The organism is Curtobacterium sp. 314Chir4.1 (assembly GCF_900215175.1).
GTDB lineage: Bacteria > Actinomycetota > Actinomycetes > Actinomycetales > Microbacteriaceae > Curtobacterium > Curtobacterium pusillum_A.
In genome coordinates this window covers 76,653-93,641 of sequence record NZ_OCMI01000002.1, presented here as the reverse complement: position 1 = coordinate 93,641, position 16,989 = coordinate 76,653, and the positions used below count along the sequence as shown (strand labels likewise).

General features: G+C 70.9%; 13 protein-coding genes. 7 read left to right on the top strand and 6 right to left on the bottom strand.

The genetic code is table 11. The features are described 5' to 3' along the window. Window positions 1-140 precede the first annotated feature (140 nt). The 3 genes from CRP27_RS05380 to CRP27_RS17935 are packed head-to-tail and all read left to right on the top strand — an operon-like array spanning window position 141 to window position 3,484. On the top strand, window positions 141-749 hold the full coding sequence (locus CRP27_RS05380; RefSeq protein ID WP_097179731.1) for a dTDP-4-dehydrorhamnose 3,5-epimerase family protein: 609 nt from the start codon (window positions 141-143) through the stop codon (window positions 747-749). A 10-nt stretch (window positions 750-759) separates the two neighbouring features. Then, a complete protein-coding gene (rfbA, locus tag CRP27_RS05375) occupies window positions 760-1,623 on the top strand; it encodes a glucose-1-phosphate thymidylyltransferase RfbA (RefSeq protein ID WP_097179730.1) in 864 nt (287 codons plus the stop codon). Window positions 1,624-1,630: 7 nt separating this feature from the next. Next, window positions 1,631-3,484, top strand: coding sequence for a glycosyltransferase (locus CRP27_RS17935; RefSeq protein ID WP_097179729.1), 1,854 nt, complete (start codon window positions 1,631-1,633; stop codon window positions 3,482-3,484). Window positions 3,485-3,597: 113 nt separating this feature from the next. On the opposite strand, the gene CRP27_RS05365 is transcribed toward CRP27_RS17935, so the two are convergent. The 5 genes from CRP27_RS05365 to CRP27_RS05345 form a co-directional block, all read right to left on the bottom strand. Beyond that, window positions 3,598-4,452, bottom strand: a complete 855-nt coding sequence (locus CRP27_RS05365) for a glycosyltransferase family 2 protein (RefSeq protein ID WP_097179728.1) — start codon at window positions 4,450-4,452, stop codon at window positions 3,598-3,600. Beyond that, on the bottom strand, window positions 4,449-5,603 hold the full coding sequence (locus CRP27_RS05360) for a glycosyltransferase family 1 protein (protein ID WP_217990693.1): 1,155 nt from the start codon (window positions 5,601-5,603) through the stop codon (window positions 4,449-4,451). The genes CRP27_RS05365 and CRP27_RS05360 overlap by 4 nt, the downstream gene beginning before the upstream one ends. Window positions 5,604-5,677: 74 nt before the next feature. Beyond that, on the bottom strand, window positions 5,678-6,790 hold the full coding sequence (locus CRP27_RS05355) for a glycosyltransferase family 2 protein (protein ID WP_097179726.1): 1,113 nt from the start codon (window positions 6,788-6,790) through the stop codon (window positions 5,678-5,680). Then, window positions 6,709-7,938 (bottom strand): ABC transporter ATP-binding protein, encoded by a 1,230-nt coding sequence (locus CRP27_RS05350; RefSeq protein WP_097179725.1) that lies wholly within the window; start codon window positions 7,936-7,938, stop codon window positions 6,709-6,711. The genes CRP27_RS05355 and CRP27_RS05350 overlap by 82 nt, the downstream gene beginning before the upstream one ends. A 3-nt stretch (window positions 7,939-7,941) precedes the next feature. Next, window positions 7,942-8,844 (bottom strand): ABC transporter permease, encoded by a 903-nt coding sequence (locus CRP27_RS05345; protein ID WP_097179724.1) that lies wholly within the window; start codon window positions 8,842-8,844, stop codon window positions 7,942-7,944. Window positions 8,845-9,050: 206 nt separating this feature from the next. Between CRP27_RS05345 and CRP27_RS05340 the strand changes: the two genes are divergently transcribed. Both CRP27_RS05340 and CRP27_RS05335 read left to right on the top strand, forming a co-directional pair. Further along, window positions 9,051-9,623, top strand: coding sequence for a hypothetical protein (locus CRP27_RS05340; RefSeq protein ID WP_097179723.1), 573 nt, complete (start codon window positions 9,051-9,053; stop codon window positions 9,621-9,623). After that, window positions 9,623-12,088: a hypothetical protein gene (locus tag CRP27_RS05335; RefSeq protein ID WP_097179722.1), complete on the top strand. Its 2,466-nt coding sequence runs from the start codon at window positions 9,623-9,625 to the stop codon at window positions 12,086-12,088. The genes CRP27_RS05340 and CRP27_RS05335 overlap by 1 nt, the downstream gene beginning before the upstream one ends. Window positions 12,089-12,196: 108 nt before the next feature. Here the strand turns inward: CRP27_RS05335 and CRP27_RS05330 are convergent, their stop codons facing one another. Then, window positions 12,197-13,492: a glycosyltransferase gene (locus CRP27_RS05330; protein WP_097179721.1), complete on the bottom strand. Its 1,296-nt coding sequence runs from the start codon at window positions 13,490-13,492 to the stop codon at window positions 12,197-12,199. Window positions 13,493-13,709: 217 nt separating this feature from the next. Between CRP27_RS05330 and CRP27_RS05325 the strand changes: the two genes are divergently transcribed. Together CRP27_RS05325 and CRP27_RS05320 are read left to right on the top strand one after the other, a co-directional pair. Next, window positions 13,710-16,199, top strand: coding sequence for a glycosyltransferase (locus tag CRP27_RS05325; protein WP_097179720.1), 2,490 nt, complete (start codon window positions 13,710-13,712; stop codon window positions 16,197-16,199). Next, window positions 16,196-16,948, top strand: a complete 753-nt coding sequence (locus CRP27_RS05320) for a polyprenol monophosphomannose synthase (protein WP_097179719.1) — start codon at window positions 16,196-16,198, stop codon at window positions 16,946-16,948. Before CRP27_RS05325 ends, CRP27_RS05320 begins: the two co-directional genes overlap by 4 nt. Window positions 16,949-16,989: the final 41 nt, after the last annotated feature.

Genomic DNA, 16,989 nt, shown 5'->3' with positions numbered 1-16,989 from the left:
GGTCGCGGTGTCTCGTTTCAGGGAGTCGGCAACGTGCTCGAAACCAGGACAGCCTATGCGACGCGGGTGTCACGGGAGACCGGACCCCGCCGAGCCCGGCCCGATGTGTGGTGTACCAGACGCCTTGCTAGGCTGCTCCGGTGCAGATCCGCGAACTGAAGATCCCCGGCGCGTGGGAGTTCACGCCCGTCCAGCACGGCGACGCACGAGGAGCATTCCTCGAGGCGTACCGCGCCGACGTCCTCGAAGAGACCGTCGGTCACCCGCTGGACCTCCGCCAGGTGAACATGTCGATCTCGTCGGCCGGCGTCGCACGGGGCATCCACTACGCTCTCGTCGCGCCGAGCCAGGCGAAGTACGTCACCGCGGTGCGCGGCGCGTTCATCGACTACATCATCGACATCCGCGTCGGTTCGCCGACCTTCGGGCAGTGGGACTCGGTCCGGATCGACGACGTCGACCGCAAGGCCGTCTACCTGTCCGAGGGCCTCGGCCACGCGATCGTCGCGCTCGAGGACCAGTCGACCGTGAACTACCTCGTCAGCGCCCACTACAACCCCGAGCGTGAGAAGGGGATCACGATCCTCGACCCGACCGTCGGGCTCACCCTGCCGGAGGGGCTCGGCGAGCCGGTGCTCTCCGAGAAGGACACCAGCGCGCCGACGCTCGAGCAGGCCGCCGAGCAGGGGCTGCTGCCGACGTACGACGAGTGCGTCGCCTACACCGAGTCCCTCCGAACGAAGAAGTAAGGGAAAGACCGTGAAGGGCATCATCCTCGCCGGGGGTTCCGGCACCCGTCTCTGGCCGATCACCAAGGGCATCAGCAAGCAGCTCATGCCGATCTACGACAAGCCGATGGTCTACTACCCGCTGTCGACGCTGATGATGGCCGGCATCCGCGAGGTCCTGGTCATCACGACGCCGGAGTACAACGACCAGTTCCGCGCCCTGCTCGGCGACGGTTCGGCGCTCGGCATGGACATCCAGTACGCCGTGCAGCCCAGCCCGGACGGCCTCGCCCAGGCGTTCGTCATCGGTGAGGACTTCATCGGCGACGACAGCGTGGCACTCGTCCTCGGCGACAACATCTTCCACGGCACCGGCCTCGGCACGAACCTCCGGAAGAACACCGAGGTCGAGGGCGCGACGATCTTCGCGTACCACGTGGCCGACCCGAAGGCGTACGGCGTCGTCGAGTTCGACGACAGCTTCACCGCGGTCTCCATCGAGGAGAAGCCGGCCGAGCCGAAGTCGAACTACGCCGTCCCCGGCCTGTACTTCTACGACAACAAGGTCATCGAGATCGCGAAGACGATCGAGCCGAGCGCCCGTGGCGAGCTCGAGATCTCGACCGTGAACGAGCGCTACCTCGAAGCGGGCGAGCTCGGCGTCCAGGTCCTCGACCGCGGCACCGCCTGGCTCGACACCGGGACGTTCGAGTCGATGATGCAGGCATCGGAGTACGTGAAGGTCATCGAGGACCGTCAGGGCTTCAAGATCGGCTGCATCGAGGAGATCGCCTGGCGCAACGGCTGGATCGACGACACGCAGCTCGCCGAGCTCGCCGCGCCGCTGGTCAAGGGTGGCTACGGCGTCTACCTGCAGCGGCTCCTCTCCGCGTAGTCGTCCTGTGGCGATCTTCCGACGCCGCCGTCGCGACGCGACGCCCTCCGGCTCCGGCCTGGAGGCGCGACCCGCGTCCGTGACGGCGGCGTCGCCCGTTCCCGTGGCCGGGTTCGACGGCCCACTGCCGCACCTGGACCGCGCGGTCACCGTGCTCCTGGTGAGCCGGTCGGACCGGTACGAGCGCCTCCCCGCGATGGTGGCGGCGGCCCGACGGGCGTTCGGTCCCGAGATCGACGTGCGCGCCGTCGGGTACGTCGCCGACGCCTCCCCGCAGGACGCTCCACAGCGCGGCCTGCCCTGGGTCCGCCCCGACGCGGTGGACGGCATCGGGTCCGCGATCAACGCCGGGGTGTCGACCGGGGTCGGCCGCGTCCTGCTCGTCGTCGACTCGACCGTCGGCGTCACCGACCAGGACCTGCAGGTGCTCGCCACGGCGGGACACGACCGCGTCGCCCAGGCGCGCGTGTGGTCGTCCGATGGCAGTCGTCGGCACGGAGTGCGCCTGCTCCGTCCCGGGGCGCTCCCCTGGACGGACGACGATCCGGACACCCCGCCGTCACCGGACGTGGCCGCGGCGATCTCGGACGCGCGCCTCGGCGACGGGATCCGGACGCTCCCGGTGTTCGCGGCGGACCAACCCGCGGTCGCGGTTCCGGGCGCGGCGGTGGTCCCGGCACCGTGCCTCCCGGACGAACGCATGACCCTCACGGCCTGGACCCGCGCGATCGCGGACCGGACCGGGGAGGACCCCGTCGTGACGTGGGCGGTCGAACGGTCGGCCGAGGCGGGACGCACCATCGACCAGACCGTCGTCGACGCGTTCGCCGCCTGGCGCGACCGCGAGCCGGAGCCCGGCGGCTCGGGTGTCGTCGCGGGTCCGCCGCTGCCACCCTGGGGTGCTCGCCCGGTGACGCCCGTCCCGCGGCGCACGGGGTCCGCTGACCAGCTCGCGTGGTCCGTCAAGATCGCGGCGCCGGCCGGGCCGGAGGGGGACGGCTGGGGCGACGTGCACTTCGCCGCCGAACTCGCCGGAGCCCTCGAACGGCTCGGACAGCGTGTCCGCGTCGACCGGCGGGACGCCCACGTCCGCGACGACGACGGCGCGGACGACGTCACGCTCGTGGTGCGCGGTCTCGACCGGGTGCCGCCGAACCCTGCGTCCGTGAACCTGCTGTGGGTGATCAGCCACCCGGACGACGTCGCCGACACCGAACTCCGGTCGTTCGACGCGGCGTTCGCGGCCGGTCCCGTCTGGGCGGCGGCGGCGGCCGAGCGCTCGGGTGTCCCGGTCCGGACGCTGTTGCAGGCCACCGACCCGACGGTCTTCCGCCCGACCTCGCCGACGGGCCCCGATGCCGGTCGGGTGGTGTTCGTCGGGTCGACCCGGGGGACGTCACGCCCGGTGGTGTCCGACGCGGTCGCGCTCGGCGCGGATCTGCGCGTGCACGGCCCCGGGTGGGCGTCCGTCGTGCCGGAGTGGATGCGCGGTGCACCAGCCTTGACGCGGGCCGAGGTCGCCGCGTCCTACGCGTCCGCGCGGGTCGTGCTCAACGACCACTGGCCGGACATGGCGGCGGGGGGCTTCGTGTCGAACCGGGTGTTCGACGTGCTGGCGTCCGGGGGCGTCGTGGTCACCGATCCGGTCGCCGGGCTCGGGGACGTGCTCGACGTCCCGACGCTCGCGGTCGCCCGGTCGCGGGACGACCTCGCCACCGTGCTCGACCCGACGCACGCATGGCCGACGCCCGACGAGCGTGCCGCGGTCGCCGCCCGCATCGCGGCCGAGCACTCGTTCGACGCCCGCGCCGCGGTCCTGCTCGACACCGCACGCGCCGAGCGCGCTCGCCTCCGCGCCTGACCGCGCCGCCGCGGGTTCCGGATGCCTGCGCACAACCACAGTGCGCCCGAACCACGCAGTTCCGCGGTTCGAGCGTGTTTTGAGTGTGCGCCGGCGAACGACGCCGCCCGGCACTACTTGCGGGTCACCCAGCGGGCGCGTACGGCGAGGCCGACGCGCAGCACGAGCCGGAGTGGCCACAGCCACCACGCCCGGTACTTCCGCGACAGGAACCGGTAGGCGCTGCGGTGGTGCTCGATCTCCATGCGGCGCCGGTTCGACGACGTCGAGTGCGCCCCGGTGTGCGTGACGACCGCGGTGGGCACGTACACGTTCGCCCGCTCGGCCAGCCCGACGCGCTGCCCGAGGTCGACGTCCTCGAAGTACATGAAGTACGACTCGTCGAAGCCCCCGAGCTGCCGGAACAGGTCGGTGCGGATGAGGAAGCACGCGCCGGACAACCAGCCGGCCTCGCGCTCGACGACCTGCGTGGTGGACCAGTACCGCTGGCTCCACGGGTTGCCCGGCCAGAAGCGCGAGAACGCCGCGTGGCCGAGGCCGGTCCGGAGCGAGGGGAGCCGTCGGGCGGACGGGTAGGTCTCACCCTGTTCGTCGAGGATCCGCGGGCCGAACGACCCGCCGTGCGGCAGCCGGTCGGCCGCGGCGACGAGCTCGTCGATCGACCCCGGCTCGAGCACGACGTCGGGGTTCGTGACGAGCAGGAAGTCCGGACGGACGTCGGGCAGGACGTCGTCGAGCGCACTCAGGGCGGCGTCGATCCCGCCGCCGTACCCGCGGTTCCCGCCCGAGGAGACCACGACGGCACCGTAGGACTCGCCGATCGCCCGGAGCGCGTCGAGGTCGGCTGACCCGTTGTCGGCGATGACGACGGCCACCGGTGAGGTGGACGCGGCCTCGATGCTCGCGAGGAAGGGCCGGATCGTCTCGCCGGTGTTGTAGGTGACCGTCAGGACGGCGACGCGGATCACCGCCGACCACCCCCGGCGACCGTCTCGTAGGCGGCGACGTGCACCGCGGCGGTGGCGTCCCACGTGAAGTCGTCGGCCCGCCGGAGCGCGGCGGCGCGGTGCGACGCGATGAGTGCGGGATCGTCGAGCAGCGAGGCCATCGCGGCCGCCAGCGCCGAGGCGTCTGGTTCGGTGTAGACGGCGGCGTCGCCCCCGACCTCGGGCAGCGACAGCCGCCTGGTGGTCAGGACGCACGCTCCGGTGGCCATCGCCTCCACCACGGGCAGGCCGAAGCCCTCGCCGAGCGACGGGTACACGACGAACTCCGCGCCGCCGAGGAACCCGGCGAGGTCCTCGAGCGGGAGGTACCCGGCCTCGACGACGTGGTCGGTGTCCTGCAGCGCGTCGAGCCGTTCGATCGCGGTGTCGTCCCAGCCGCGGGCGCCGGAGAGCACGAGCCACGGCGTCGGTGACCCGGTGGTGTTCCGTGCACCCCGTACGGCGGCGTACGCGTCGAGCAGCGCGGTGACGTTCTTGCGCGGCTCGATCGTGCCGAGGAACGCGATCCACGGGGCGTCGTCGGGCAGACCCGCGGCGATGCGGGCGTCCTCGACCTCGGCGGTGGTGGGTTCGTGGAAGCGGGCGCGGTCCACCCCGAGCGGTGCGACCCGGACGTCTGCGCGGATGCCGGAGACGACGCGTGCGGCCTCGGTCGCGGTGGCGGCGCTCGGGACGATCACGACCGGGCGGCTGCGCAGGGAGCGGCGGCTCCACCAGGTGAAGAACGTGCGCTTCAGGCGTGAGTGCCACTCGGGGTTGGAGAAGAACGTGGCATCGTGCAGGGTCACCACCGACCCGCGTCGCCAGGAGAACGGGAACGTGTAGTGCGGCGAGTGCAGCACGGTCGCGCCGAGTCGGCGGCCGAGCGCCGGCAGGCCGGTCTGCTCCCAGAGGAACCGCAACGGGACCGAGTCGGTCCACGCCGGCGCCCGGTGCACCGTGACGTGCGGCGCGATCTCGGCGAAGTGCGACGCGTGCACCGGACGGACGACCAGGTGCACGTCCAGCCCGGGATCGGTGAGGTGCGACGCGACCCCCTCGACGTAGCGTCCGACGCCGCCGAGGTTCCGCGGTACCGCCGTCCCGTCGATCAGGACGGTGAGCTGCGGCACGCGTGGTTCCTTCCGTGCGGGAACGCCGCGGCCGGTGCCGTCGACGGGGGAGTGTCCAGGATAGCCCGACCCGCTCATGCGCTCGGGTCCACGCCGCTCCGCGGGACGGACGCGAGCCGCGACTGGCGGAGCCGGTGCGCGAGGTGCGCGGGGAGGTGCCCCGTGACGTCGGCCAGCGCTGCCAGGACGAGTCGCGCCTCCTGGCGGGTGCTGCCCGCGGCCAGTCCGCGCAGGCCGCGCACGAGGGTCCTGGTGCTCGCACGCAGCACCGTCGACCACGGGGCGTGCCAGAGGGCGACGACGATCCGGTTGCGGGCGTTGCGGAAGACGAACAGGTCGCTCCGCACGCCCGACGAGGCCGAGTGGTCGTGCTGGACGACCGCGTCGCCGACGTACTCGACGCGCCATCCGCGTCGGCGCAGCCGCCACGCGAGTTCGGTGTCCTCGTAGTACATGAACAGGGACTCGTCGAGGAGTCCGACGTCGTCCAGGGCGGCCCGGCGGAGCGCGGACGCGCCGCCGGAGAACCCGAAGACCGCGCGGTCGGCGACCCGGTCGGCCGGTGCGAACCAGTCGCGGTCCATGCCGTTGCCGTCGCGGTCGACGCGGACGCCGGTCGAGTTGAGGCGGACCTCGCCGTCCGGCGACGGCACCCACAGGTGGCCGTCGTGGTCGCGGAGCGCACGCCCGGTGGGAGCGGGGGCGGCGGACTGGAGGCGCGTCCAGCGTCCGGCGAGCACGATGCGGCCGGTCACGGCCGCGACGTCCGCAGGGGCGGCGTCGAGGTGGTCGCGGAGGGCCGCGACGAAGCCCGGCGCGGGCTCGGCGTCGTTGTTCAGGAGGACCACGACGTCGGCGTCCGCGTGCCGGATGCCCGCGTTGGCACCCGCGGCGAACCCGCCGTTCGTGTCGCGGGCCAGCACCGTGGCGTCGGGCAGGTCCCGCCGGAGGACGGCGACGGAGTCGTCGGTCGAGCCGTTGTCGACGACGATGACCTCGTCGGCCGCGCCGTCGTCGAGGACGGCGCGCACCGACCGCGTCGTGAGGTCGGCGCGGTTCCAGTTGACGACGACGACCGCGGTGCGGCTGGCGCCGTCGGACAGGGTCAGCCGAGCTCCTCGATCGAGGGCTTCGCGTAGACCGTGCCGACGGCGTCGCCGAACGACGGCACCTCGAACGAGTCGCACTCGGGCAGGTCGTGCAGGTGCCGCCCTGCGGAGTCCATCATCGACACGTTGATGAAGTACTTGCCGGTGCCGAAGTTCGTGTCCGCGATGCGGAGGCGGAGCTTCCGGCGACCGTGCAGGGGCTCGAGGTGGATGCCCATGATGCCCGTGGTGGTGCCGTAGACGACCTGTCCGGCGGTGTTGTTGATCTGGACCGCGGCCTCCCAGTCCTCGACGCGGTCGAGGTGCTCGAACTCCATGTCCACGATGAGGTCGTCACCGGGGACGATCGGCGCGCGGTGCTCCTTGCCCTCGGCAGTCACGGTGGCGCCGAGGACGGTGCCGCGGCCGACCGCCACGTCCGCGCTGAGCTCGCCGGAGCGGCGCTCCTCGAGCACGTCGCGGAACTTGCTGACCGCCTGCACCGCGTCGCCGTCGTGCAGGACCTTGCCCTTGTTGAGCAGCACGACGCGGTCGCACATCTCCTGCACCTGGCTGAGCGAGTGCGTGACGATGATGATCGTCTTGCCCTGCTCCTGGAACGAGCGGATGCGGTCGAGGCACTTGCGCTGGAACGCTTCGTCACCGACGGCCAGCACTTCGTCGACGAGCAGCACGTCGGGGTCGGTGTGCACGGCGACGGCGAACGCGAGCCGCACGTACATGCCGGATGAGTAGAACTTCACCTGGGTGTCGATGAAGTCGCCGATGCCGGAGAACGCGAGGATGTCGTCGAAGCGCTCCTCGGTCTCCTTGCGGCTCAGGCCGAGCAGGGACGCGTTGAGGAAGACGTTCTCGCGGCCGGACAGGTCCGGGTGGAAGCCCGCTCCGAGCTCGAGCAGCGCGGCCAGACGCCCGCGGCGGGAGACCGTGCCGGACGTCGGCTGGATGATGCCGCCGATCGCCTTGAGCAGCGTGGACTTGCCGGAGCCGTTCTGGCCGATGAGCCCGACGGTGGTGCCGGCCTGGATCGAGACGGTGACGTCGTCGAGTGCCCAGAAGTCCTGGCGGTGCTTCCGGCCGGCGCGGCCGAGTGTGACGATGCGCTCGCGGATCGTGTTGTCCTTGCGGACGACGAACCGCTTGCGGACGTGGTCGATGACGATGACGTCCGGACGCTCGGCGGTGGCGCCGGACGTCGACGGGGCGACGGGGGTGCTGATGGCCATGGTCTAGAGCTCCTGCGCGAAGTTGCCCTGCAGACGGGAGAACACCCGCTGCGCTCCGAGCAGGCAGACGAGCCCGATCACGAAGGCGATGCCGAGTCGCAGCATGAGGTGGTCGGGGTAGACAACCTTCGTCGGGTCGTGGATCCAGATCGCGTTCTGCAGGCCGAGGACGGACAGCGTGAGGGGGTTGTTCGTGTAGACCGTCAGGAGCCAGCCCACCTTGAGGTTCGCGAGGACCATCGAGTACGAGTACACGATCGGCGATGCCCAGAGCAGCACCATCAGGCCGACGTCGATGACGAACTGGACGTCGCGCAGGTACACGTTGAGGGCACTGAGCACGAGGCCGATCGCCGCGCCGTAGACCAGGATCACCAGCAGCGACGGGATCAGGTAGACCAGACCGCCGTGCCAGGGGAACGCCCCGAGGATGAGGGTGAACACGAGCAGGATCGCGAACTGGATCGCGAAGTTGACCAGCGCGGCACCGACGCTGGCGAGCGGGAAGACCTCGCGCGGGACGTAGACCTTCTTGATCAGACCGCTGTTGCCGACGATCGAGCTGGTCGACCCGGCGACGATCTCGCTGAACAGCGTGTAGGCGCTCAGCCCGGTGAAGACGTAGATCGCGAAGTTGTCGATGCCGTGCGCAGCGCCGAGCACCTTGCCGATCACGAAGTAGTAGATGAGCAGCTGGGTGAGCGGGCGCACCAGCGTCCACACGAACCCGAGCGCCGAGTCCTTGTACCGCGCCTTGAGGTCGCGGCGGATGAGCATCCCGAGCATCTCGCGCTGTCGGAAGACGTCGCGGAGTTCTCGCCAGGTTCCTCGGATCGCACTCGTCGGGGCGCCGACGACGACGAGGGGTTCCTTCGCGAGCGCCGCCATGCGGGCTTGATCGACCATTCGTCTCTTCGTTCGTGGGGGCAGGACCGGAACAGCATACTCACCGCACCGACGGGGAACCGGAGTGCGGCGAACACCGGACGACACCTGTCGTCCGACCCCTGTGCGGGGGTGAATGTGCGCGATGGCAACCCTCAACCTTCACTTTGGGGTTACCGTTGACGCAACCCGGACCCTTGTCAACATCCACAGGACGGCCCGTCAGCATGCAGCTTGCTCCACGGCCGATCGCTGCGCTCGCGGTGGTCGGTGCTCTCAGTCTCCTCGCGGCGGGTTGTTCCGCCGGCGGCGACACCGACCCCACCCCGAGTGCCTCGCGGTCCGCCACGGCGACCACGACGCCGACGTCGACGCCGACTCCCACGGCGACGGCCGACACCGACGAACCCTCGTCCGGTGCCACCGCGGGCGACGACGACGTCCCGACCGCGTTCCCCGGTACCGGGCAGACCACGCAACCCGACACGGATCCCGGGGAGTTCCCGGCCACCGCGGTCGTGACCTTCTCCGGATGGGACGCCGGCAGCAAGTCGCTGCAGGCGGGCGGTCTGGTGTCCGGGACGACCAACGCGTCCGGGACCTGCACGTTCACGGCGAAGAAGGACGCGGTCTCGCGCACCGTCACCAGCACGGCCCAGGCGAGTGCCTCGTCGGTGAACTGCGCCCAGGCGTCCTTCCCCGCGAGCCAGGTGTCGACCGGGACCTGGTCGATCACGCTCACGTACACGGTCGGGTCGAAGTCGACCACGTCCGACCCGATGACGGCGGAGGTGCCGTGATGTTCCGTTCCACGACCACGAGCGGGCGACGACGCCCGCTGCGCTCGGCCCTCGGGATGGTCGCCGCACTGGCGATCGCCGTGAGCGGTCTGACCATCGGCACGATCGTCTCCGAACAGACGACGACCGAGTCCGCGTCCGCCGCGACCGCCGCGGGCTTCGACCCTGGCAACATCATCAGCGACGCGAACTTCTACAACGGATCCGCGATGAGCGCGGCTTCGGTGCAGTCGTTCCTCAACAGCGTCGTCCCCACTTGTCACACGGACGGGACACCCTGCCTCAAGAACTTCGCGCAGACAACCCCCAAAATTTCGGCGGTGTCTGGCCGCTGTGCCGCACTGGGGGGCAGCAAGATGACAGGCGCGCAACTGATCACAGCGGTCGGAAACGCGTGCGGAATCAGTCAGGAGGTGCTGCTGGTCCTGCTCGAAAAGGAGCAGGGCCTGGTCTCTGCTGGAGCGTCCGCCGACACCAAGAACAAGCCGAATTGGCCGACCGCGTACAAGTACACGCACGCCACCGGTTTCGCCTGTCCAGACACAGCAGCTTGTAATCCGGCCTACAACGGATTCTTCGCTCAGGTCTACGCCGCCGCGCTGCAGTTCAAGCGCTACCAGGCGTCCCCGACCTCGTGGGCGTACCAGGCCGGGCGCAACAACGCGATCCTCTACAACCCGAACGCCGCCTGCGGTCGGAAGACGGTCTACATCAAGAACCAGGCGACCGCCGGGCTGTACATCTACACGCCGTACACCCCGAACGCCGCCGCGATGGCGAACCTGTACGGCACGGGCGACAGCTGCTCGGCGTACGGCAACCGCAACTTCTGGCGCATGTACACCGACTGGTTCGGGTCGCCCACCGGCGGTTCCTCGCCCATCGGCAGCCTCGACTCGCTGAAGGCCGGGTTCAAGCAGGTCGTCGTCGGCGGCTGGACCGCCGACCCGGACACCACGGCTGCGATCAAGGCCCAGATCTACGTCGACGGTGTCGGCAAGGCGTCGGTCATGGCCAACGCCGTCCGTCCGGACCTCGCGGCCCGCCTCGGCGCGAACAACACCGCGCACGGGTACACCGCGACCCTCAGCGGCCTGTCCACCGGCAAGCACACCGTGTGCGTGTTCGGCATCAACACCGGACCGGGTTCGAACACGCTGCTCGAGTGCCGGGACGTCACGGTCTCCGGCGGCGTCCCGACGGGCGTGATCGACGCGGCGTCCGCCGTCGCCGGCAAGCTGACGATCCGCGGCTGGGCCATCGACCGTGACAGCCAGTCGGCGACCCAGGTGCAGGTCCGTGCGGACGGCAAGACGCTCGGCACCCTCACCGCGAACGCGGCGAAGAGCGGGCTGAACGCCGCGATGCCGGGCTACGGCGACAACCACGGGTACTCCGGGACGGTGCAGGGCTTCCCGGCGGGGACGCACACCGTCACCGTGCACGCCAAGGACCTGTCGAACGGGAAGTGGACGCAGATCGCGTCGAGGTCCGTGTCGCAGGCCACCGGCTACCCGTGGCTCGCCGTCGACGAGGTGGCGTCCAAGGCCCCCGGCAAGCTCCTGGCCCGCGGCTGGGCGATCGACCCGGACACCACCGGGACCGTCCGCGTGCACTTCTACCTGGACGGCAAGGCGCTCACGTCGATCGCCGCCGACCAGACGAAGACCGGGTTGAACAACGCGAAGCCGGGGTACGGCGACAAGCACGCGTACCGCCTGGAGCGGAGCGGGATCAGCGCCGGCAAGCACAGCCTGTGCATCATCGCGATCAACCAGGGCCCGAAGAACCTCAACGCGAGCATCTGCAAGCCGTTCTCGACGCCGACCGGGTCGCCGAAGGTGACGGTCGACCAGGCCGCGTCCGCCGGACTCGGTGCGGTCACCGTGAGCGGGACCGCGTACGACCCGGACACGACGGCGGCGGTGTCGCTGACCTACACGGTCGACGGCAAGCAGGTCGCGACGGGGACGGCGAACCAGACGAAGAGCGGTTTCGACTCGTCGCACCCCGGCTACGGCAACGCGCACGGCTACACGCAGAAGCTCACCGGCGTCGGCCCGGGGAAGCACACGGTCTGCGTGGTCGCCAAGAACGTCGGCGGCGGCTCGAACGCCAGCACGTGCAAGTCGGTCGCCGCGGCGACCGGCAACCCGACGCTCCTGCTCGACGAGGTCTCCTCGCCGGCGCCCGGCCAGATCCGGGTGCGCGGCTGGGCGATCGACCCGGACACGGCTGCGTCGCTGCGGGTGCACGTGTACTTCGACGGTGCCGCTGGCGTGTCCATCGCGGCGGACCAGGCGAAGCCGTCGCTCGCGACGGTCTACGGCGGGTTCGGTGGGAACCACGCGTTCTCGTCGACGTTCACCGGCAAGAAGGCGGGCGCGACGAGCGTCTGCGTCTTCGCCATCAACCAGGGCGCGGGAGACAACACCGAGGTCTGCAAGTCGGTGACCGTGCAGTAGACGGTCACCACGCGACGGACGGGAGGCGCGGTGCCAGCTGGCACCGCGCCTCCCGTCCGTCACGGGGCCGGACCACCGCCCGTCCCGACACCGGCGTCCGCCGCGCGGTCAGCGCTTGCGGAGCGCGCGCGCGACGCCGCCGAGGCGGTCCAGCACCCGGAACTCGGCCGAGTGGGTCAGGGCGTCGTACCGCCGTGCCATCGCGTCGCGCTCGGCCTCGGCGGTGCGCCGTGAACGGTCGACGACCGCGACCGCCTCCTCCGAGATGATGAGGCGACGGTTGATGTCCTCGACACCGGAGCGGTGGACGTCGCGCTCGCGCTCGGTCTCCCGCAGCAGTTCACGGTGCAGCGCGGCCCAGCGCAGCAGCGGGTCGCGTGCGCCCGACCGACCGGAGGCGCGCTCGACGGCGGCGTCCAGGGACGGCCCGACCTGGGCGGCACGCGCAGCGAAGGAGTGCCGCTCGACGACCACGGCGTGCAGGCGCTCGACGAGGGCGTCCCGTTCCGCCGCCGGCATCGCGAGGGCGCGTTCGAGGGACGCCGCGTCGTCGAAGACCGGCACGCCGGTCAGCCCGAGCTCGTCCAGCCCGAGTGCGCAGGTGGTGACGGGCAGCGCGCCGCACGCGAGCGATTCGTACAGGCGGGAGTTCAGGGTGCCGAACTCGGCGGCCGGCGCGATGACGTCGTCGACCACGAACGCGGCCGAGCGGTAGACCTCGGGCAGGGCGAAGTAGGACACCGCGGGCCGGAGCTCCACGCCGGCCGAGCCCTCCACGTGCTCGACGTTGGCGGCGAACCAGACGATCGGCTCGGCCGGGGCGACCTGCTCGAGGACGTCCTGGACGCCGCGCCGGGCACCCCAGAAGTTCACCGTGGTGACCGCCCGGTCGCTGCGGGGCGTCGGCGCACCGTCGACGTCGGTCGTGAAGAGGTCGAGGTCGACGCCGATCGGCACGACCTCCACCGGGCGGTCGAGCACCCGGGCGAGCTCGTCGCGCGCGATCGTCGAGGACGCCCACACGGCGTCGTACTCGCCGAGCCAGGGGAGCGTCGCCCACTGTGCGGTCCAGTTCCGGACCCAGGCAACCGTGGCGGTACCGGCGGGCACGAGCCCGGGGACGAACGACTCGATCATGTTCACCAGGACCGTGGTGTCGTCGGGGACGTCCTCCGCCCAGCGCTCGATCGGCCACATCGCCACGCCCCAGCCCTCGGCACGCAGGGCCCGCGCGAGCCCGAGCGCGACGAACAGGTCGCCCTTGCCCTCGGCGGGGTCCGCCGTCGACACCGCGAAGCGGATCGTCCCCCTGGCCCCGTCCGCGTGGTCACCACGCGCGATGGCGGCGTAGTCGTCGGCGAGGGGCGACGAGGCGGGGGCGGTCGGGATCGAGGACTGCGGCACGGGGACTCCGGGTCTGGGGAGGGACACCGCGACGTCGGACGGGTCACGGCGAACGGTGCGGCCGGGTGGGGGCCGTCTGCCATTGTGCACGAACCCGAGCCGATCACAGGGGAGCGGCGTGCTCGGCCTTGTATGGTGATGTCGGCCGACGGGCACCCCCGACGGTCGCACCACCGATCCATGCCGCACGCGCGGCAGCCGCTGGAGGAACCCCGCCGTGACAGAGCGCAAGCCGGGAGTCGTGTCCGTCGTCCTCGTGAACTACAAGGGCACGGACGACACCCTGACGAGCATCGCCGAGCTCCGCAAGCAGGACTGGCCGCAGGACAAGCTCGAGGTCATCGTCGTCGACAACGGCTCCGGGCCCGAGCACGTCGGGCGGCTGAAGGCCTCCGACCTCGACTTCACCTTCGTCGACTCCGGCGCGAACCTCGGGTTCACGGGTGGCTGCAACCTCGGTGTCGAGCACTCCTCCGGGGAGATCGTCGCGTTCCTCAACAACGACGCGCGCCCCGACACCGGCTGGGTGCGCGAGGCGATGGCGACGTTCGCCTCCGGCGCGGACATCGGTGCCGTGGCGTCGAAGGTCCTCGACTGGGAAGGCGTCAACGTCGACTTCACCGAGGCCGCGATGACCTGGTACGGCATGGGCTACAAGCCCTTCGCCGGGTCGCCGGACACCGGCCGCTGGGAATCGGAGACCGACGTCCTGTTCGGCACCGGCGCGGCGATGTTCATCCGCGCGGAGCTCTTCGAGCAGCTCGGCGGGTTCGACGACCGCTACTTCATGTTCTACGAGGACGTCGACCTCGGGTGGCGCCTCAACCTGCTCGGCTGGCGCTTCCGGTACCAGCCGAAGTCCGTCGCGTTCCACAAGCACCACGCGTCGATGAACAAGTTCGGCGACTTCCGCGAGACCTACCTGCTCGAGCGGAACGCCCTCTTCACGCTCTACAAGAACCTCGGCGACGAGCAGCTCGCGGCGGCCCTCCCCGGGTCCCTCGCCCTCGTCGTCCGCCGTGCGATCGGCCGCGGTGAGCTCGACTCGACCGAGCTCGACCTCCGCAACCCCGGCGACGACAGCGTCCCGACGATCCCGGTGCCGAAGACGAGCATGGCGGGCATCTACGGCGTCGACCAGTTCGTCGAGCAGCTGCCGTCGATGACCGAGTCCCGTCGGGAGATCCAGGCGACCCGCGTCCGCAGCGACCGCGAGCTCCTCCGCCTGTTCGGCAATCGCGACGAGCCCGCGTACCCGATCGAGAACTACCTCGCCGGCTACGACAAGATCGTGCACTCGCTCGGCGTGCTCGAGGTCGGCACCCGACGTCGCGTCCTCATCATCACGGGCGACTCCATCGGCGAGAAGATGGCCGGTCCGGCGATCCGTGCGACCCAGATGGCGAAGCAGCTCGCGACGGAGCACGACGTGCGCGTCATCAGCCTGACCCGCTCGTCGCCGATCGACCCCTCGTACGAGGTCGTCACGGTCCCGCACCGCCACCCGCGGCAGATGGTCGAGCACGAGGCCTGGGCCGACGTCATCATCGTGCAGGGTCACGCGCTGCGCCTGTTCCCGGTGCTCGAGTCGACGCGCAAGATCCTCGTGGTCGACGTCTACGACCCGCTGCACCTCGAGCAGCTCGAGCAGGGCCGCAGCGACGACGTCGACCAGTGGAACCGCCAGATCCTCGACGCCTCGGACACCCTGAACCACCAGCTCGAGCTCGGCGACTACTTCATCTGCGCGTCCGAGCGCCAGCGCATGTTCTGGCTCGGTCAGCTCGCCGGCTCCGGCCGGGTGAACGCCAGGACCTACTCGCGTGACGCCGACCTCCGCTCGCTCATCGGCGTCGTGCCGTTCGGCCTGTCCTCGACGCCGCCGGTCCACGACCAGCCTCGGGTGAAGGGCGTCGTCCCCGGCATCGGCAAGAACGACAAGCTCGTCGTCTGGGGCGGCGGGATCTACGACTGGTTCGACCCGATCACGCTCGTCCGCTCGATCGCCCGGCTCGCCGAGCGCCGCCCGACCGTGAAGCTCTTCTTCATGGGCGTGCAGCACCCGAACCCCGACGTGCCCGAGATGGACATCGTCGCCAAGGTCCGCGCCGAGGCCGACGCGCTCGGCCTCACCGGCAAGCACGTGTTCTTCAACGACACGTGGATCCCGTACGAGGAGCGCGGCGCCTACCTGCTCGAGGCCGACGCCGGCGTCTCGACGCACTACGAGCACCTCGAGACGACGTTCTCGTTCCGCACCCGCATCCTCGACTACCTGTGGGCGCGTCTGCCGATCGTGACGACCGCCGGCGACTCCTTCGGCGACCTCGTCGCGGAGCAGAAGCTCGGCATCGCCGTGCACGAACAGGACATCGACGGCCTCGCAGCGGCGCTCGAGACGGCGATCTACGACAAGAAGGCGCGCACCGAGTTCATCGGGAACGTCGACCGCGTCCGTGAGCAGTTCACGTGGGAGAACGTCCTCGCGCCGCTCGTCGAGTTCTGCCGGAACCCCGTCCGTGCCGCCGACAAGTCGGTGCGGGAGACCTCGGCCCAGGTCGAGGCGCACCAGATGCGCGTGCGCGTGCCGGACCGCAAGAAGCTCTACGGCATCCGCCACGACGTCGGCCGCGCGGTGCACTACTTCCGCACCGAGGGTCCGCGCAGCGTCGCGGGCAAGATCAAGCGGCGCCTGCAGAACCGGTGACCGGAGCGGCCCCGACAGCCCTCGTCGTCGTCCCGACGTACGACGAGGCAGAGAACATCCGGAGCGCCACCACGGCGATCCTCGACGCGGTGCCCGCGGCGCACGTGCTCGTCGTGGACGACGGCAGTCCCGACGGGACGGCCGACATCGTCCGGTCCATCGCAGCCGGCGACCCCCGCGTGCACCTGATCGAGCGCAGCGGCAAGCTCGGCCTCGGCACGGCGTACGTCACCGGGTTCCGCTGGGGACTCGAACGCGGCTACCCGGTGCTGGTCGAGATGGACGCCGACGGATCGCACCCGGCGGACCGGCTGCCGGCGCTGCTCGGTGCCCTGCAGGACGACGCGTCGGTGGCGCTGGCCATCGGTTCCCGCTGGGTCACCGGCGGCTCGGTGGTCGACTGGCCGCTCCGGCGCGAGGTGCTCAGCCGTGGCGCGAACACCTACGCCCGGATCGCGCTCGGACTCAGCGTGCGGGACGTCACTGCGGGCTTCCGGGCCTACCGCGCGGAAACCGTCGCCGGGATGGACCTGGACACCGTCGACTCGAAGGGCTACTGCTTCCAGGTCGACATGACCCTGCGCGTCGACGACCTCGGCGGACGCATCGTCGAGGTGCCGATCCGGTTCCGGGACCGCGTGCACGGCGTCTCGAAGATGAGCGGCTCGGTCGTCGCCGAGGCGATGCTCCGCGTCACCCAGTGGGGGATCCAGCGGCGGTTCCGACGCCGGTCACGACCGGCGCGATGACGGACGGGAGGCGCGTGGCGGACCCGCCACGCGCCTCCCGT

Excerpts from the sequence above, each read along its gene's own strand:
- CRP27_RS05350 (WP_097179725.1), bottom strand. The coding sequence starts at position 7,938 with ATGGCCATCAGCACCCCCGTCGCCCCGTCGACGTCCGGCGCCACCGCC.
- CRP27_RS05335 (WP_097179722.1), top strand. The coding sequence starts at position 9,623 with ATGTTCCGTTCCACGACCACGAGCGGGCGACGACGCCCGCTGCGCTCG.
- CRP27_RS05345 (WP_097179724.1), bottom strand. The coding sequence starts at position 8,844 with ATGGTCGATCAAGCCCGCATGGCGGCGCTCGCGAAGGAACCCCTCGTC.
- CRP27_RS05340 (WP_097179723.1), top strand. The coding sequence starts at position 9,051 with ATGCAGCTTGCTCCACGGCCGATCGCTGCGCTCGCGGTGGTCGGTGCT.